This is a genomic window from Rhodococcus maanshanensis NBRC 100610, from assembly GCF_001894865.1.
Taxonomy (GTDB): domain Bacteria; phylum Actinomycetota; class Actinomycetes; order Mycobacteriales; family Mycobacteriaceae; genus Rhodococcus_G; species Rhodococcus_G maanshanensis.
Genome location: NZ_BCXA01000020.1, coordinates 50,808 through 67,566 on the forward strand (window position 1 = coordinate 50,808; position 16,759 = coordinate 67,566).

The following is a 16,759-nucleotide window of genomic DNA, read 5'->3' on the forward strand; positions in this document are numbered from 1 at the left end:
TCGCCTGCGTCATGGCAGGATCGTTGACGAGATCAACTCGAAATCGGGTCACTTCCAGCTCAGGAACGGGGGTCGACAGGTGCTGAGCGTTCTCGGGCGCGCCGCGGTGTCGAAGGTGATCGCGCCGGTGGGAAGGGCCTTGGTCGCGGCCGGGCTGTCCCCGGACGTCGTGACCGTGTTCGGCACGACGGCCAGTGTGGCGGCGGCGGTCACCTTGTTCCCCTCGGGGCACCTGTTCTGGGGCGCGATCGTGATCGCCGCGTTCGTCCTGTTCGACCTGGTCGACGGCGCGATGGCGCGGGAACGCGGCGGCGGCACCCGGTACGGGGCGGTGCTGGACGCGACCTGTGACCGGATCGCGGACGGTGCCATCTTCGCCGGTCTGGCCTGGTGGGCGGTGTACCACGAGAACAGCCGGTCGCTGCTGGTGGCCACCCTGATCTGCCTGGTCACCTCGCAGGTCATCTCCTACGCCAAGGCTCGGGCCGAGGCGAGCGGACTGTCCGCGGAGGGCGGACTCATCGAGCGATCGGATCGCCTGGTGATCGTCCTCCTCGGCTCCGGTCTGACCGGCCTCGCGGGACACTTCGGCATCGACTGGCTCGAATGGGCTGTCTACGTGGCGATGTGGCTCCTGGCCGTGGCGAGCGTCATCACCGTGTTCCAGCGGCTGCTGCAGGTGCGCAACGCCGAGGGGGCACGGGATCCGCTGCCGAAGAAGAGCGGCATCGCGGAGAGTGGAGAGGCGCCGACGACGTGAGCTGGACCGAACGGGCAAGCGACCTCGGCTACGCCGCCGGGTGGCGGCTGGTCCGCGCGCTGCCGGAAGGGGTGGCGCGGTCGCTGTTCAACCGGGGCGCGGATCATGCTGCCCGCCGTGGCGGTGGCCCGGATCAACTGCGCCGCAACCTGGCACGGGTGCTCGGCGTGCCCGCCGCAGAGGTGCCGGACGAGCTGATCCGGGACTCGATGCGCTCCTATGCCCGCTACTGGCGTGAGGCCTTCCGGCTGCCGTCGATGGATCATGCCGAGCTCGCCAAGCGGCTCAACGCGCACGTGTACGGCCAGGAGCACCTGGACAAGGCCCTCGCGGACGGCCGCGGAGTGATGCTCGCATTGCCGCACAGCGGGAACTGGGACATGGCGGGCGTGTGGGCCGTGCACCGCTTTGGCTCGGTGACGACCGTCGCCGAGCGGCTCAAGCCGGAGTCGCTTTACCAGCGTTTCCTCGCCTACCGGGAGGGACTGGGGTTCGAGATCTTCCCGCTCAGCGGTGGGGAGCGTCCGCCCTTCGAGCAGCTGGCCGAGCGACTCCGTCAGAACCGGGTGGTGTGCCTGCTGGGGGAGCGCGACCTCGCCAAACACGGTGTGCCGGTGACCTTCTTCGGCGAACCCACCAGGATGCCCGCAGGCCCTGCCAAGCTCGCGATCGACACCGGTGCCGCGCTGCTCTCGGTGCACTGCTACTTCGAGGGCGACGGCTGGGGCTTCCAGGTCGATCCGCCGGTGGACACCTCCGGTGGGGTGGCCGCGGCCACCCAGGCCCTCGCCGACCGGTTCGCCGCCAACATCGCGGCCCACCCGGCCGACTGGCACATGCTCCAGCCGCTCTGGCTCGCCGACCTCTCCGAGGGCAGGCTGTCGCGGATGGAAGCGCCATGAGGATCGGGATGGTCTGTCCCTATTCGTTCGACGTGCCGGGTGGCGTGCAGGCCCACGTCGTCGAGTTGGCGTCGGTGCTCATCGAACGGGGACACAAGGTCAGCGTGCTCGCGCCCGCCTCGGACGGCACCGAGCTCCCTGACTTCGTGGTCTCGGCAGGCCGGGCCGTCGCGATCCCGTACAACGGCTCGGTTGCCCGGTTGAGTTTCGGTCCCGTCTCCTATGCGCGGGTCCGACGGTGGATCGTCGACAACGATTTCGACGTGTTGCACATCCACGAGCCGAACGCGCCGAGCCTGTCGATGCTGGCGATGAAGATCGCCGAGGGCCCGATCGTCGCGACCTTTCACACCTCGACCACGAAGTCGTTGGTGCTGAGCACCTTCCAGGGCGTGCTCGCGCCGTATCTCGAGAAGATCAGCGGCCGCATCGCCGTCTCCGAACTGGCGAGGCGGTGGCAGATGGAGTCGCTTGGCTCGGATGCCGTCGAGATCCCCAACGGTGTCGACGTGCCTGCATTCGCGACTGCTGACCCGCTGCCCGGATACCCACGCGAGGGTGGAACCGTGCTGTTCCTCGGTCGCTACGACGAGTCGCGCAAGGGCATGGCGGTGCTGCTCGAGGCGCTGCCGGAGCTCGTCGCGAAACATCCCGACCTGGAGATCCTGGTCGTCGGCCGCGGAGACGAGGACCGGCTGCGCAAGGACGCGGGCCGCTACGCCGGGCACCTGCGCCTGCTGGGCCAGGTCACCGATGCGGAGAAGGCCTCGGCCCTGCGCAGCGCTGACGTCTACTGCGCACCGAACCTCGGCGGCGAGAGCTTCGGCATCGTGCTCGTGGAGGCGATGGCGGCCGGCACCGCGGTGGTGGCCAGCGAGCTGGACGCTTTCCGTCGGGTGCTGCGGGACGGCACCGCAGGGATGCTGGTGCCGGTCGGCGACTCGGGCGCGCTGGCAACGGCGATCGACTCGGTGCTCAGCGACCCGGACCGCCGTCGGGCGCTGGTCGGCACGGCCACCGAGGTGGTGGCCGAGTACGACTGGCCGGTGGTCGCCGAACAGATCCTGCGCGTCTACGAGACGGTGACGGTCGGCGGCAGCGGCGTCGGAGTCGAGGTCCGCTCGTGACCTTCTCCGCGTCCTCGATCCTCCTCCTCGCACTGATCGCCGCGGTGATCATCGCGATCGGCGTGTGGGCCTACGGCACCGCGAACCGGCTCGACCGGCTGCATGTGCGCTCGGACCTGTCCTGGCAGGCCCTGGACGCCTCGCTCGCGCGCCGGTCGGTGGTGGCCCGTGCGGTGGCCGCGGCACTCGCGCCTGGCGGAGCGGCTCCGGTGCCGGACGGAAAAGCGCTGGCGGCCTTGGCGATCAAGGCCGAGCGGGCGGATCGCGGACACCGGGAGACCGAGGAGAACGCGCTGTCGGTCGCGCTGGCGTCGGTGCCCGCGGAGGCCCTGCCGCCCCAGCTCGTGGCTGAGCTGGCCGATGCGGAGGCCCGGGTGCTGATCGCCCGTCGCTTCCACAACGACGCGGTGCGCGACACCCTCGCGCTGCGGACCCGGCGACCGGTGCGCTGGCTGCACCTCGGCGGTACCGCCCCGTTGCCCACCTACTTCGAGATCGCGGAGCGCACCGCCCCTGTGGTGGGCGCCGGCCTGAACGTCGACGAGACGCGGACCTCCTCCCGCGTGGTGCTGCTCGACGAGAAGGGCCGGGTGCTGTTGCTGCGCGGGCACGATCCGCAGGTGCCCGACGTCTACTTCTGGTTCACCATCGGCGGCGCCGTCGAGATGGGGGAGACCCTGCGGGCGGCCGCCATCCGGGAGATCAGCGAGGAGACCGGGCTGTCGGTCGGCGAGTCGGCATTGCGCGGGCCGATGTGGCGCCGGGTCGCGGTGTTCCCCTACGACGGCGAGCTGATCCGGTCCGAGGAGCTGTTCTTCGCGTTGCAGACCACCGAGTTCACCCCGACGCGCAGCGGCTTCACCGACCTCGAACGGCGCGCGATCACCGGTCATCGTTGGTGCAGCCCGAGCGACATCAGGGAGATCGCCGCGACCGGCGAGGTGGTCTACCCGGAGGAGCTGCCGGACCTCCTGGAGGAGGCGAAGGTCGTGGTCGCAAGGCTGGTCGAACCCGAGGTCCGATCGATTCGCTGACCGGGCGATCGGCGGAAAGCCGCATCGTCCTAGAATTGAACGAGTTCCCCTGACAGGTCACTACCGATGGAGTATGCCGTGAGCACCCCTGATACCGCCCCGACCACCGGCACGGCCCGCGTCAAGCGCGGCATGGCCGAGATGCTCAAGGGCGGGGTCATCATGGACGTCGTCACCCCCGACCAGGCCAAGATCGCCGAGGACGCGGGTGCCGTGGCGGTCATGGCCCTCGAGCGTGTGCCCGCGGACATCCGCGCACAGGGCGGCGTGTCCCGGATGAGCGACCCGGACATGATCGACGGCATCATCTCCGCCGTGTCCATCCCGGTGATGGCCAAGGCCCGGATCGGCCACTTCGTGGAGGCCCAGATCCTGCAGTCCCTCGGCGTCGACTACATCGACGAGTCCGAGGTGCTGACCCCCGCCGACTACGCCAACCACATCGACAAGTGGAAGTTCACCGTGCCGTTCGTGTGCGGTGCCACCAACCTGGGTGAGGCGCTGCGCCGGATCACCGAGGGCGCGGCCATGATCCGCTCGAAGGGCGAGGCAGGCACGGGCGATGTCTCCAACGCCACCACGCACATGCGGACCATCCTCGGTGAGATCCGTCGTCTCGGTTCGCTGAGCGAGGACGAGCTCTACGTGGCGGCCAAGGAGCTGCAGGCGCCGTACGACCTGGTGGTCGAGGTGGCCAAGGAGGGCAAGCTCCCCGTCACCATGTTCACCGCCGGCGGCATCGCCACCCCGGCCGATGCGGCGATGATGATGCAGCTCGGCGCGGAGGGTGTGTTCGTCGGTTCGGGCATCTTCAAGTCCGGCAACCCGGCCGAGCGTGCGGCGGCGATCGTCAAGGCCACCACCTTCTTCGACGACCCGGACGTGCTGGCGAAGGTCTCCCGCGGTCTCGGTGAGGCGATGGTCGGCATCAACGTCGACGATCTGCCGGTCTCGCACCGTCTCGCCGAGCGCGGCTGGTGATCGGCGGCGCTTCGATCGCCTGAATACCAGGGCGCGGCCCCGCATCCCTGATGCGGGGCCGCGCCGTTGCTAGCGTGAGCACCGGTCGAAAGGGGTACGCATGTCGTCCATCGAAGAGATCCTGGAACTCGAACGGCTGGAGAAGGACATCTTCCGCGGCATCGTCGCGGACACGATGCTGACCCGGACGTTCGGTGGGCAGGTCGCGGGCCAGGCGCTGGTCTCCGCGGTCCGCACCGTCGAGGATCGGTACCGGGTGCACTCGCTGCACGGCTACTTCCTGCGGCCGGGGAACCCGACCATCCCCACCGTCTTCCTCGTCGACCGGATCAGGGACGGGCGTTCGTTCTGCACCCGCCGGGTGACAGGGGTACAGGACGGTCAGGCGATCTTCACCATGTCCGCCTCGTTCCACGTCGGCGACATCGGGATCGAGCACGAGGACGAGATGCCCCCGGTGCCGAACCCGGAGGACCTGCCCGACACCTCGGAGATGATGAGCGAGGAACTGTCCTGGGAGTTCCGCGAGTGGGCGGACTGGGATCTGCGATTCGTGCCGGAGGACAAGGTGACCCGGCGCAGGGGCGTTCCCGCCCAGCAGCAGGTCTGGTTCCGGTACCGCCGCACGCTCCCCGAGGACCCCGTCTTCCACGTCTGCACCCTCGCCTACATGAGCGACATGACGCTGCTCGGCTCGGCGAAGGTGCCGCATCCGGACGAGGACATCCAGCAGGCCTCGCTCGACCACGCACTGTGGTTCATGCGGCCCTTCCGTGCCGACGAGTGGCTGCTCTACGACCAGTCGTCACCGTCCGCGGGGTTCGGCCGGGCGCTGACCCAGGGCCGGATCTTCGACCGCAGCGGGAACCTGGTCGCGGCGGTCGTCCAGGAGGGTCTGACCCGCTTGCTGCGGGACTGATCGGCCCACCCGCAGTCGGATGCGGCAGACGAGGGCGTCGGTGTCGCGGCGCAGCGCGCGATCCAGCTCGTCGCCCCTGTGGTTCGGCAGGATCCGCTGCCACGCGGAGCCAGGCTCCACCTCGCCGATCACCACGACCACCCGTCGGTCGGCGAGTTTGTCGTTGATGTACCGGACCACGGTCGGCGCGAGTCCGTCGTCGGCCCCGTCGAGCAGGACCAGGCGGACTCCCGGGTGCCACGCCTCCCACGCCTTGGTGAAGGCGCGCGGCGACTCTCCGGTCGGACACACCCGGACCGCGACGACGTCACTGCCCATCGACAGCCCGGCGCAGATCGCCTCGCGGCTCAGCTCGGAGACCTCGGCGACCGGAACGACCACGACGGTGCCCTGTGCGGCGGGCGCGGCGGGCACCTCGCCGAGGTGCAAGCGGTCGCCGATGGCCGCGTAGGCCGCCCGCACCCGCTCCATCAGGAACACGATGATGGGCAGGGCCACCACGATGAGCCACGCGCCCTCGGTGAACTTCATCGCGGTGGTGATGAGTGCCGCGACGGCGGTCAGCGTGGCACCGAATCCGTTCAGGAAGGCGCGCCACCGCCAGCCGGGGGCCCGGGTCAGCATCCAGTGCCGGACCAAACCGACCTGGGCGATGGTGAACCCGACGAAGACTCCGATGGCGAACAGCGGGACAAGGGCGTTCATGCTGCCCCGCGAACCGATCAGCAGCACGGCGGCGAACACCCCGAGTGCGACCACGCCGTACCGGTAGACCTCGCGGGCGGAGCGCAGCGCGAAACGATGCGGCAGACAGTTGTCGTCGGCGAGCAGGCGCATCAGCGTCGGCAAGCCGCCGTAGGAGGTGTTCGCGGCGAGGGCGAGCAGCACCACGGTCGCGAATTGCACCACGTAGTAGCCGATCCCGTGTCCGAGGGACGCTTCGGTGAGCTGCGAGAGCACCGTGGTCCCCTCGACCGGGTGCAGGGCGAACTTGCCGATGAGGATCGCGAGTCCGATCAGCATGGTGCCGAGCAGGATGCCGAGTGCGACCTCGGCGCGCTGCGCGTTCTTGACGCGGGGTTCACGGAAGCTGGGTACCGCGTTCGCGATGGCCTCCACGCCGGTGAGGGCGGCGCATCCGCTGGAGAATGCCTTGAGCAGCAACAAGACCCCGACGGTCTGGACGTTGGCGGCGACAGCGGTGCCCTCGGTGACGCTCAGTGGTTCCGAGCGGAGGAGGCCGGCGACGATCACGGTGAAGATGCTGACGACGAAGATCGCGGTGGGGATCATGAATGCCCTTGCGCTGTCCGCGATCCCGCGCAGGTTCAGCGCCGTGATCCCGGCCAGGACGGCCAGGCAGATCCAGACGGTGTGGGGGAGCAGGGCGGGAAACGCGGAGGTCAGGGCTGCGACGCCCGCGGCGATGGAGACCGCGACGTTGAGGATGTAGTCGATCACCAGGGAGGCAGCCGCGACGAGCCCGGTGCGGTGGCCCAGTCGGGCCCGGGCCACGGCGTACGCGCCGCCACCGTTCGGGAAGGCGGCGATGAGCTGACGGTAGGACGCGACGAGCACCGCGAGCAGCGCCGCGATGGCGAGGGTGACGGGCAGCGTGAAGCCGAGCCCGGCGCCGCCTGCGACCGCGAGGACGAGCACGATCGCCTCCGGTCCATAGGACACCGACGCCATGGCGTCCAGGGAGAGCCCGGCCAGTCCGGTGGAGACCGAGAGCTTGTGTCGATCGGTCTTTCGCTTGGGGCGTCCGGTGCGGGGTGCCCGGATGAGCAGTGCGTTGGTCACCGAGCGAGTGTGGTCCCGGATCGGATGTGTACCAGCGGTCTTGATGTTTCCCTTATGCCCTCGGCCGGGCTCTTGATGCGGCGTGGACGCCGAAGGGTCAACGGTGACCGTTGCCGTTTCGGGTGAACGGCGCGGTCAAGGTGGGAACGAGCTGCCGGTGGTTGACCGCCAACGCGACCGCCGCGACGACCGCATAGACACCGCACAGGATCATTCGCCCGTGGGTCGAGGTGATCGCGAACTGGATGATGAACAGCGCCAACAGTGTCCAGGCGGACCGGCGGTGGAACCGCAGGGCAAGGATCAGGGCGACCCCCATCATCGTCTGCGTGGCGGTCAGCAACATCTCTTCGATCTGACGCCCGTCGAGCATCAGGGCGGGGCCGCCACCGCCCGCGAGATAAGCCAGCGGTAGTGATCCCACCAGCAGGGTCCACTGGTTGACCTTCGACGAGATCAGCATCGCGATCGCGGCCGTTCCCTTGCCGCGTGCCGCGAAGATGATCGCGATGGTGAACTCGGGCGCCTCGGTGGCGAGTGGGGCGACCCACTGCACGAGCAGGAACTGATCAACGCCGAGTTCGGTACCGGCATGGACGAGGCTGTTCGCGAAGGGTTCCGCGCAGGCGACGATTACCGCGGCCGCGACGGCGAACATCGAGATCACCGTCGTGCGGCGCGTCCGGTCCGGCAATGTGCCGATCGCGGCGGCGGTCCCGATCAGGTCGGGTTCCTCGACGTCCCCGCGGGTCAGTCTGTAGAGGTAGAAGCCGAACCAGGCCAGGAGGGCGGCACCGAACACGAGGTGGATCTGACCGGTCGCCGGGATGACGAACGCCGCGACGCCCGCGACGAGCAGGAACCCGAGCTCCACACGATTGTCGGACTCGAGGGCCAGAGCCGTGACCGGTTTGCCGGTGACCCGCTTTGCGGCCGCGATCGAGATCAGTACGACCAGGGGCCAGCCGATGCCCATCAGCAGCCGGTTCGAGCCGGTCATGTTGGCCGCCGCGTACTGCACGTAGGCGGGGTCGTGCCCGGCGGTATAGGCGAAGTAGAGATCGACCGCGTACTCGGGGAGCACCACGACCAGGGCGAGGACGGCGATCGCAAGGCCGCCTGAGACGTCGATCTGGGCGGCCTCGGCGGCCCAGGCGAGCAGGAAGCTCGCCGCGACCACGGCGGCCCCGTAGATCAGCAGGGCCGCTATCGGATTCGGGTGCATGCCCCAGAGCCGGAGTGCGAGTGCGGGAAGAATGAACACCGCAGTGATTCCCAGTGATCGCGGCAACACGGCGCGGCGGGTCGGAATATCGGGTGTCTCTGTTCTCGTCGAATTCGGTGAAATGGTTCTCAGGCCTTCGGGTCAACGGCCGCGGACTCGCCCGATCGTGAAAGAGAGTCTTCGGCCAACGGTGGAGTCGGTCCGAAGGTCTCGCTCGCCGAACAGCTTTCGCGTGTGCTGTTCGGTGGATGACCGGGCGCGTCGTGGCGCCAGCATGTCGACCATCCGCCTCTGCCCGACCCTGTCGGGATGTTCAGAGTGAACTACTCCCCTTCGTTTTCGAATGCTAGCGGGGTTCTTTCGGAAGGCAAATTCGTGGTATCGGCTGAATTCGGAATTCGGTCGTGCATTCAATTCCGATTCGGTCGCCCGCAAAAGTCCGTCCGGCCGTTGTCCCGCGCCGCGATGTCGAGAACCCGCGAGCGGCTCCGTCCCAGTGGTGAATGCGACCACAATGGGTCGCACCAGCACAGAGGAGAACCACCATGGCCAAGTACCTGTTGCTCAAGCACTACCGCGGCGCCCCGGCTTCGGTCAACGACGTGCCGATGGACCGGTGGACGCCCGACGAGATCTCGGACCACGTGCAGTACATGCAGGACTTCGCGGATCGGCTCGAGGGGACCGGCGAGTTCGTCGACGGTCAGGCGCTCGCCCCCGAGGGGACGTGGGTCCGGTACGACGGCGAGGGTCGTCCGCCCGTCACCGACGGCCCGTTCGCCGAGACCAAGGACCTCATCGCCGGCTGGATGGTGATCGACGTCGACAGTCACGAGCGCGCCGTCGAACTGGCCGGGGAGCTGTCGGCCGCACCCGGGGCGGGCGGCAGGCCGATCCACGAGTGGCTCGAGGTGCGCCCGTTCCTGACCGCGCCGCCCACCATCACGGAGTGACCGGTCCTGTGGACGAGGTCCTGCTCCGGAGCCTCACGCCACACGTCCTCGGGATCCTCGTCCACCGCGGAGCCGACTTCGCGGCGGCCGAGGATGCCGTGCAGGACGCGTTGCTCGAGGCGGTCCGTGTCTGGCCGGCTAACCCTCCGCGGGACCCGAAGGGCTGGCTGGTCACGGTGGCCTGGCGCAAGTTCCTCGATGCGACCCGGGCGGACGCCGCCCGCCGCCGACGCGAGGACGTCGTGGAGGCGGAGGCGGCGCCCGGGTCCGCGCCCGCGGTGGACGACACGCTCCAGCTCTACTTCCTGTGTGCCCACCCGTCGTTGACGCCGTCGTCGGCGGTAGCGCTCACGCTGCGTGCCGTCGGCGGGCTGACCACGCGGCAGATCACCCAGGCCTACCTGGTGCCCGAGGCGACCATGGCGCAGCGCATCAGCCGGGCCAAGCGCACCGTCTCCGGCGTGCGGTTCGACCAGCCCGGCGACGTCGCGACCGTCCTGCGCGTCCTCTACCTGGTCTTCAACGAGGGCTACTCCGGCGATGTCGATCTCGCCGCCGAGGCCATCCGGCTCACCCGGCAGCTCGCCGCCGCGATCGATCACCCCGAGGTGGCCGGGCTGCTCGCGCTCATGCTGCTCCACCACGCCAGGCGCGCAGCCAGGACCGCGCCCGACGGCAGTCTGGTGCCGCTGGCCGAGCAGGACCGCGGCCGGTGGGACACCGCGTCGATCGCCGAGGGCATCGGCATCCTGCAGGCGGCCCTCGCCCGTGACCGGTTGGGGGAGTACCAGGCCCAGGCCGCCATCGCGGCACTGCACGCCGACGCGCCCACCGCCGAGGAGACCGACTGGGTGCAGATCGTCGAGTGGTACGACGAGCTCGTGCGCCTGACCGACAGTCCGGTCGTCCGGCTCAACCGCGCGGTGGCAGTCGGCGAGGCCGACGGGCCGCGTGCCGGCCTGGCGGCGCTCGCGGTGCTGGACGACACTCTGCCCCGGCATGCCGCGGTGGCCGCGTACTTCCACGAGCGCGACGGCGACCTGGCGACGGCGGCACGGCTCTACGTCGAGGCGGCTGGGAAGGCAACCAATCTCGCCGAGCGTGACCATCTGACGCGCCAGGCCGCCCGGCTCAACGCCCGCCCTGGGTAACGTCGGCGGCGATTGCGACGAAATGGACATCGCGAGACGTACTCGCGCTGGGGGGGAGTGTCCGTGGGCAGGCGGGGCGGGGGAGTCGGCGTCGACGTCGTGGTGATCGGTGCGGTGGTCGCCGTCGGGGTGGTGGTGGCCGGGCTCGTGAACGACATTGGCCGTGTGGACTATTCGGCGCAGATCCCCGGTTGCGACGTCGTCGTACCGCCGTCGGAGATCCGGCGCATCAACTTTTCCGCTGTCGGCATGTCGGTTGGCTATGACAACCCGGACTATCCGTGGTTCTCTGGCCCCAAGGCCAGTGCGATGTCGGATGCGCTGAAGGCCGCGCTGCCACCAGGCGTGGATGTCGAATTCGGTACTCCGGCGGACTCGCTTCTCTTTGAGCCGATTCTGGACTGGCACCGGCCGGACTCAGCTGGCGCAGTGGACGGACTCAGCGGTTGGACCAAGGCGGAGGGCACGTTGATCCGGGGTGCGACATCCAGTTCGCTCTCGGTTGAGGTTCGTCTTTCCGACGCGCAGGCGCCGCCTTGTATCGCCGGACATCTCGACCGCCGGGTGAAACGCTCTGACGGAACGATCATCGACGTCCGGGAACAGTGGGTTGAATTCGGCGGTATCGGCAACCCGGCCAGAACTGTCACGGCATACCTCACCGATGGCACGACAATTCAAGCACTGTCCGGATTTGTGATGAGGGATGGAGACGCCGAGAAGGCCTACAGCGGAAGGGAATCGTTAGCCGTTGACGAGCTCACCGCGCTTGTGACGGCACCGGGTTTGCGTGTGACGGCACCAGTCCCGGACGGGATGCCAGCACCTCCGGAGGCCTGCTCAGCGGGTGCAAGTGGGGACGGCCCGGAGATCGACCGGGAGATCATCGATCGACTCAACCGCTCGCTCGATGATCGATGGCGAACCGAACTCGCGGGAATCGCCACTCTCGATCGCCCCCTTGGCTCGTTGCAACTATCGGACTTCGACAACCTGGGTGCGTGCGAAGAGCTGACGGCGGATGTTGCAGGATCCACGAGCCGCATGAACATTTCGATTACGGGTGGGGTGGCGTTGCCGACCGAGGTCGACGCTCCCGACCCAATCGTCGATGGGCTACGGAGGTCAACCAGAGTCCTACCGGATGGATCGGTGGTCCAGCGAGTGGAGAAGTTCCCCACACCTGAGCCGACAGATCCGGGCGACCTGCCCAGTCTTGACGAGGTTCGGTCGGTGACCGTGATTCGGCCCTCCGGCACACAGGTTTCGGTGTCGTCGTCCGCTCAACCACCGGCCGTTCAGCTGACGCTCGACCAGCTCGAATCCCTTGCGACTACTCCCGGATTGGAGCTGTAACTCCTCCTGATTCGTGTCGGTGGCCGCGCGTAGGCTAGTACACATGTTCGATCCCGAGGGGTTTCGAGGTAGTGCGGGTGAGGGTGCCTGCGGCGAACCTGTCGTGGACTTCGAGAACGGGACCGACGCACTGGCTGCGTTGCAGGGGTTTGCGCGGGCGGAGAACGTCGCTGCGGCGCACAAGGTGTTGACGGCGGCGGCGTTTGCGCGGCGGCAGTTCGCCTGCGAGGTGGATCTGTTCGGGGAGGAGTTCGCCTACCGTGCCGGGCGGTCCGCGGAGATGGAGACCGCCCTCGCATTGGGGGTGAGCGCGTGCACGGCGGAACGGTATGTGGCGGTGGGCAATGCACTGGATCTGCGGCTTCCGTTGATCCGTGCGGTGTTCGTGTCGGGTCGGGTGGATTTTCCGCGGGTGTTCGCGATCGTTGACGCTGTCGCGGAGATTTCCGATGCGACCCTTGCCCGGATGGAGCCGCATCTCGCGGATGCGGCTTTGTATCTGACGCCGCGGAAGTTGGTGGCGGAGGTGATGCGGGAGTTGATCCGCATCAACCCGGCCGAGGCGGAGGAACTGCGCAGGCAGCGCGAACGGCATTCTCGGCGGGTGTCGGTGACCGCGGACCTGCACGGCATGGCCCAGGTGTACGCCACACTCACCGCAGCGGAGGGCCGAACCCTCGACAGTCTGATCCGGGAGATGGCGGGCACCGTGTGCCGGGAGGACCCGCGGACGGTCGACAATCTGCGGACGGATGCGTTCATGGCGTTGGTGCATGGCGAGAGCTATCTGCACTGCCGGTGTGGGCGTGATGTTTGCCCGACGGCGCATTTGCCGCGTCCGGAGCGGCCGAAGTCTGAGGTTCATATCCATATCGACCTCGACACGCTGTTGCGGTTGGCCGACAATCCCAGTCACCTCGAGGGCCACGGGCCGATCGATCCGGAGTTGGCGAGGTTGCTGGCGGGTGATGCGACCTGGCAGGCGGTGATCGCCGACGCCAGGCGTATCCACGCCGATCGAAACCACGCTGTGGGCGATGAGAGTGTTACCGGCGGCCAAGGCGACTCCGACAGGGTTGGAGGCACCGATCGTGGCAACGGCGACTGCGGCATCGACTCTGACGGCCATCGTGCAGAGGGGGTGTTCGAGCCGGAGGGCGACGAGCGTCCCCGTGATGCGCGGAGTGCTCGGTATAGGCACGGTGGCCCTGCGGACGTTGATCCACAGGAGCAGGCGAACGGCGATCCGCCCCGAGAACCGAAGAGTGGCAATGGTTCAGGGGACAGCTCTGCCTGGACCTCACCTCCTGGAGCCCCGGCCCGCTATCGACTCCGACGCCGACAGGCGGGGCAACTGCCTCCACGACACGACCCACCGACGCATCGTTCGCAATCGCCTGGTGGTGGCACTCGTGGTCCGCGGGTCGCCGACATCCTCGACGCGATCGCCGCCAAACCCGCGCTCCTCGACGGCCAGTACCCCGACGGGCACGGCGGCTACGACCACCCGCCCCGCGGCGCGCTGACCTACCGACCCAGCAACGCCGTCCGCGCCGCCGTCTTCGACAAGTACGACACCTGCACCTTCCCCGGCTGCACCGTCAAAGCCCGCGACTGCCAGTTCGACCACATCGTCGAGTTCGACCCCGACAACCCCCACGCAGGCGGCTGGACCGTCGAGAGCAACGGCCAACCCGCCTGCACCCGTCACCACCAGGCCAAGACCGACCGACTCTTCCGCGTCGTCCGCCTCGACGGCGATGCCACCGTCTGGATGGGCGCGCACGGCACCATCGGCGTCACCCTGCCGCTCCCGGCCGAACAGCGCCCGAGCGCCCGTGCCGAGAAGGCCGCGGCCCGACCGGCCCCACCAACCTCGAGTCCGGCACCGCCGTCGACCGAACCTCCCGACCTCGGGATCTACGAACCGACCTGGTGGGAAACCCACATGAGGCCCGTGGACCTACCCCCGACGCTCGCCGACCTCGCCGGCATCACCGACCCCGACCACCTCGCCCTGTGCAACCAACTCCGCACCCACCACGCCGAACACCAGGCGATCCTGGGCGAACGCCACCGCCACCAGCCCCCACCGTTCTGACCATCCGTATCCTCGACCTGTGCAGACGAGACGAATTCTGGAACTGACCCTCGGTGCTGCGGCACTGATCGCGGTCGTCGCGGCGGTGGTGGTGTCGATCGGGTCGACGCCGGAGATCGCGCATGCCGAGAGCGTGGACGACACGCTCACCGTCTCCGGGAACGTCTCGTACCGCGAGCGGATCGCCTTCCCTGAGAACGCCGTCGTGACCGTGCGCCTCGAGGACATCTCCCTGGCAGACGCACCGTCGACCCTGCTCGCCGAGCAGCGCATCGAGGACGCAACCGGCGTGCCGGTGCCGTTCGAGCTCGCCGCCTACCGCGGTGCCATCGACCCGAGGGCGCGCCTGGCCGTCCGCGCGCAGATCGAGGTCGACGGCGCGCTGCGCTGGACCACCGACACGGTCCACCCGATCCCGGTCGAGGGTGTCGTCCCCGCGCAGGAGCTCATCCTCGTGGCGGTCCCGCAGTGAGCGTCGACATGATCGAACGGACCTCGGCCACCATGACACCCACCATCGGCGTGCTGGCGCTGCAGGGAGATGTGCGCGAACACCTTGCCGCGCTGGAGGCGTCGGGTGCCCGCGGCATCGGCGTGCGCAGGGTCTCGGAGCTCGACGCGGTGGACGGTCTCGTCATCCCCGGCGGTGAGTCCACCACCATGAGCCGTCTGCTCACGGTGTTCGAGTTGCTCGAACCGCTGCGCGCCCGGCTGCGCGACGGCATGCCCGCATACGGGTCCTGCGCGGGCATGATCCTGTTGGCGGGCGAGGTGCTCGACACCCGCCCGGATGCCCAGTGCCTGAGCGGAATCGACATCACGGTGCGACGCAACGCCTTCGGTCGTCAGGTCGACTCCTTCGAGGAGGACCTCGACTTCGCAGGCATCGAGGGCGCCCCGATGCGGGCGGTGTTCATCCGTGCGCCCTGGGTGGAACGGGTCGGCCCCGGCGTCGAGGTGCTGGCCACGGTGCCAGAGGGCCCGGCCGCGGGACGGGTCGTCGCGGTCCGCGAGGGCAACGTTCTCGCGACCTCATTTCACCCCGAGGTGACCGGCGACAGGCGCGTCCATCAGCTTTTTGTCGACATGGTGCGGGAAGTCGCGGTGGCCCGCGCGTAAACTGGCGCTACTGTGTGCTCCCCGCTGCAGCGTGCTCCGCTGTCGCGTGCGCATCTACGAACGGGAAGAGGGAACTACGCATGAGCGGCCACTCCAAATGGGCCACCACCAAGCACAAGAAGGCTGCGATCGACGCCAAGCGCGGCAAATCCTTCGCGAAGCTGATCAAGAACATCGAGGTGGCGGCGCGGACCGGTGGTGGTGACCCCGCGGGTAACCCGACCCTGTACGACGCCATCCAGAAGGCGAAGAAGACGTCCGTCCCCAACGACAACATCGAGCGTGCCCGCAAGCGCGGCGCGGGCGAAGAGGCCGGCGGCGCGGACTGGCAGACCATCATGTACGAGGGCTACGGGCCCAACGGTGTGGCGCTGCTCGTCGAGTGTCTGACCGACAACCGGAACCGCGCGGCGGGCGAGGTTCGTACCGCGATGACGCGCAACGGCGGCAACCTCGCCGACCCGGGTTCGGTGGCGTACCTGTTCACCCGCAAGGGCGTCGTGGTGCTCGAGAAGAACGGCCGCACCGAGGACGAGATCCTCGAGGTGGTCCTCGAGGCCGGAGCCGAGGAGATCAACGACCTCGGCGACTCCTTCGAGATCGTCTCCGAGGCCGCCGACCTGATCGCCGTCCGGACCGCCCTCGTCGACGCGGGCATCGACTACGAGTCGGCCGACCCCGACTTCCGTGCCTCGGTCGAGGTGGAGGTCGACGCCGACGGCGCTCGCAAGGTGTTCAAGCTCGTCGATGCGCTCGAGGACTCCGACGACGTGCAGAACGTCTACACCAACGTCGACGTCTCCGACGAGGTCCTCGCCGAGCTCGACGCCTGATCGTGCGGTTTCGCGACGACCGCGACGTGAAGTGGCGGGTCGGCAGGCGTTGGCTGCCGTGGCGACGGCGGACGAAGGTCCCCGAATGGGGAAGCAGCCTCGACAGCAACGGGCTGGGTGACGACCTGATCAGCGCGATCATCGCCATCGTCCTCGCGGTGCTGATGCTGCCGGTCCTGCTGCTGGCGTTGCTCGTCGGCCTCGAGTTCCTGCTGCTGCTCCTGCTGGTGCCGGTGTGGGTGGGGGTCCGGGTGCTGTTCGGCCTGCCGTGGACCGTCGTGGTCCGTCGCGACGGCAAGGTCGTGCACGAGGAGCAGATCCGCGGGTGGCGGGCGTCGGAGGCCCGAATCGATGCCATCGGCGCCCAACTGCGGGAAGGTCGCGGCATCGCCGCGATCCGCGCGAACAGGTGATCGCCGGCCGGCCGTGTCGCCACCCGACCGGCCGGCCCACAGCGGCTAGACTCTCGAACAGCTGTTCGTAGTGCTGGGACGA

General features: G+C 68.7%; 16 protein-coding genes. 14 read left to right on the top strand and 2 right to left on the bottom strand.

Translation table 11 applies throughout. The features are described from left to right. Nucleotides 1-79 precede the first annotated feature (79 nt). The 6 genes from pgsA (at nucleotide 80) to RM1_RS10790 (ending at nucleotide 5,723) form a co-directional block, all read left to right on the top strand. The gene (gene pgsA, locus RM1_RS10765) at nucleotides 80-760 is read left to right on the top strand and encodes a phosphatidylinositol phosphate synthase (protein WP_072751288.1); all 681 of its coding nucleotides are present in this window, start codon (nucleotides 80-82) and stop codon (nucleotides 758-760) included. Then, nucleotides 757-1,662 (top strand): phosphatidylinositol mannoside acyltransferase, encoded by a 906-nt coding sequence (locus tag RM1_RS10770; protein WP_072751289.1) that lies wholly within the window; start codon nucleotides 757-759, stop codon nucleotides 1,660-1,662. Before pgsA ends, RM1_RS10770 begins: the two co-directional genes overlap by 4 nt. Then, nucleotides 1,659-2,789 carry a glycosyltransferase family 4 protein gene (locus RM1_RS10775; RefSeq protein WP_072751290.1) on the top strand — a complete coding sequence of 377 codons (1,131 nt, stop codon included), beginning with the start codon at nucleotides 1,659-1,661 and terminating at the stop codon, nucleotides 2,787-2,789. The genes RM1_RS10770 and RM1_RS10775 overlap by 4 nt, the downstream gene beginning before the upstream one ends. Continuing rightward, nucleotides 2,786-3,823, top strand: coding sequence for an NUDIX hydrolase (locus tag RM1_RS10780; RefSeq protein ID WP_072751291.1), 1,038 nt, complete (start codon nucleotides 2,786-2,788; stop codon nucleotides 3,821-3,823). The genes RM1_RS10775 and RM1_RS10780 overlap by 4 nt, the downstream gene beginning before the upstream one ends. A gap of 78 nt (nucleotides 3,824-3,901) precedes the next feature. Beyond that, on the top strand, nucleotides 3,902-4,804 hold the full coding sequence (gene pdxS / locus RM1_RS10785) for a pyridoxal 5'-phosphate synthase lyase subunit PdxS (protein ID WP_027499604.1): 903 nt from the start codon (nucleotides 3,902-3,904) through the stop codon (nucleotides 4,802-4,804). Between the two features lie 100 nt (nucleotides 4,805-4,904). Beyond that, nucleotides 4,905-5,723, top strand: a complete 819-nt coding sequence (locus tag RM1_RS10790; protein ID WP_072751292.1) for an acyl-CoA thioesterase — start codon at nucleotides 4,905-4,907, stop codon at nucleotides 5,721-5,723. On the opposite strand, the gene RM1_RS10795 is transcribed toward RM1_RS10790, so the two are convergent. Then, nucleotides 5,610-7,415, bottom strand: a complete 1,806-nt coding sequence (locus RM1_RS10795) for an APC family permease (RefSeq protein WP_083576661.1) — start codon at nucleotides 7,413-7,415, stop codon at nucleotides 5,610-5,612. The two genes, RM1_RS10790 and RM1_RS10795, sit on opposite strands and share 114 nt — an antisense overlap. A gap of 208 nt (nucleotides 7,416-7,623) precedes the next feature. After that, a complete protein-coding gene (locus RM1_RS10800; RefSeq protein ID WP_072751293.1) occupies nucleotides 7,624-8,838 on the bottom strand; it encodes a calcium:cation antiporter family protein in 1,215 nt (404 codons plus the stop codon). Nucleotides 8,839-9,296: 458 nt separating this feature from the next. Between RM1_RS10800 and RM1_RS10805 the strand changes: the two genes are divergently transcribed. The 8 genes from RM1_RS10805 to RM1_RS10840 all read left to right on the top strand — a co-directional run bounded on the left by RM1_RS10805 (nucleotide 9,297) and on the right by RM1_RS10840 (nucleotide 16,677). Further along, a complete protein-coding gene (locus tag RM1_RS10805; RefSeq protein WP_072751294.1) occupies nucleotides 9,297-9,704 on the top strand; it encodes a YciI family protein in 408 nt (135 codons plus the stop codon). Between the two features lie 8 nt (nucleotides 9,705-9,712). Then, on the top strand, nucleotides 9,713-10,855 hold the full coding sequence (locus RM1_RS10810) for an RNA polymerase sigma factor (RefSeq protein ID WP_072751295.1): 1,143 nt from the start codon (nucleotides 9,713-9,715) through the stop codon (nucleotides 10,853-10,855). A gap of 63 nt (nucleotides 10,856-10,918) precedes the next feature. Next, the gene (locus tag RM1_RS26105) at nucleotides 10,919-12,211 is read left to right on the top strand and encodes a hypothetical protein (protein ID WP_143069446.1); all 1,293 of its coding nucleotides are present in this window, start codon (nucleotides 10,919-10,921) and stop codon (nucleotides 12,209-12,211) included. A gap of 43 nt (nucleotides 12,212-12,254) precedes the next feature. Continuing rightward, nucleotides 12,255-14,312 carry a DUF222 domain-containing protein gene (locus RM1_RS10820; protein WP_072751297.1) on the top strand — a complete coding sequence of 686 codons (2,058 nt, stop codon included), beginning with the start codon at nucleotides 12,255-12,257 and terminating at the stop codon, nucleotides 14,310-14,312. Between the two features lie 19 nt (nucleotides 14,313-14,331). Next, nucleotides 14,332-14,784: a YbaY family lipoprotein gene (locus RM1_RS10825; RefSeq protein ID WP_092667821.1), complete on the top strand. Its 453-nt coding sequence runs from the start codon at nucleotides 14,332-14,334 to the stop codon at nucleotides 14,782-14,784. Nucleotides 14,785-14,792: 8 nt separating this feature from the next. Next, on the top strand, nucleotides 14,793-15,431 hold the full coding sequence (pdxT, locus tag RM1_RS10830) for a pyridoxal 5'-phosphate synthase glutaminase subunit PdxT (protein ID WP_425528696.1): 639 nt from the start codon (nucleotides 14,793-14,795) through the stop codon (nucleotides 15,429-15,431). 80 nt (nucleotides 15,432-15,511) lie between these two features. Further along, nucleotides 15,512-16,264, top strand: coding sequence for a YebC/PmpR family DNA-binding transcriptional regulator (locus RM1_RS10835; protein ID WP_027499612.1), 753 nt, complete (start codon nucleotides 15,512-15,514; stop codon nucleotides 16,262-16,264). A gap of 2 nt (nucleotides 16,265-16,266) precedes the next feature. Then, nucleotides 16,267-16,677, top strand: a complete 411-nt coding sequence (locus RM1_RS10840; protein WP_072751298.1) for a hypothetical protein — start codon at nucleotides 16,267-16,269, stop codon at nucleotides 16,675-16,677. Nucleotides 16,678-16,759 lie beyond the last annotated feature (82 nt).